The organism is Aminobacter sp. P4_D5 (assembly GCF_056401815.1).
In genome coordinates this window covers 1-598 of record NZ_JBFUIP010001032.1, presented here as the reverse complement: position 1 = coordinate 598, position 598 = coordinate 1, and the positions used below count along the sequence as shown (strand labels likewise).

Below are 598 nucleotides of genomic sequence, written 5' to 3'. Positions count from 1 at the left end.
GGTGAACGAGGGGCCGGATGCCTTCGCCGCCTTCATCGACCGGCAGATCGAGACCTGGGCGCGGGTGATCCGGGAGAACAACATCAAGTCGGAGTGATGCAAGCCGTCACCGCCTAAGCCGCGGCCTCCGCCTCCGGGGTCTGCGGAAAGGCCTGCCGTAGTGCCGCCAGCAGGCCACGCAGCTTTTCCAGCGCCTCCGGGTCGCCATCCAGCAACACCTTCAGCACCTCGCCCGCCATCGCGACCAGTTCCGGCTCGCCGAGATGCCCGATCGTGCCGGCGATCGCATGCACGGCCTCCAGCAGCAGGGTGCGTTGCTCCGGACCGGCGGCCTCCGCCTGTGCCAGCCGCTTCCGCAGCTCCGCCAGGAAGAGCGGGCGGAGCGCGCCCAGATCGCCCGCCGCCGGCGTGCCGGAGACGAGGCCGGCCAGGACCTGCAGGAGCGGCTCGCGCTCCACCGGCTTGCTCAGATGCGCGCACATGCCCGCGGCGCGGCAGGCCGCGATATCCTCGGGAAAAGCGCTGGCCGTGAGGGCGATGACCGGCAAGCGGCCCGCCGCCCCCGGCATGGCCCGCAGCCGCCGCGTGACCTCGATGC

1 protein-coding gene is annotated in these 598 nt (G+C 72.2%); it reads right to left on the bottom strand.

Features of this window, described 5'->3' with window-relative positions; all coding sequences use genetic code 11:
* Positions 1-113: 113 nt before the first annotated feature.
* Positions 114-598: response regulator (locus AC1DWF_RS36490; protein WP_476843322.1), on the bottom strand; the 485-nt coding region annotated here is incomplete at its 5' end.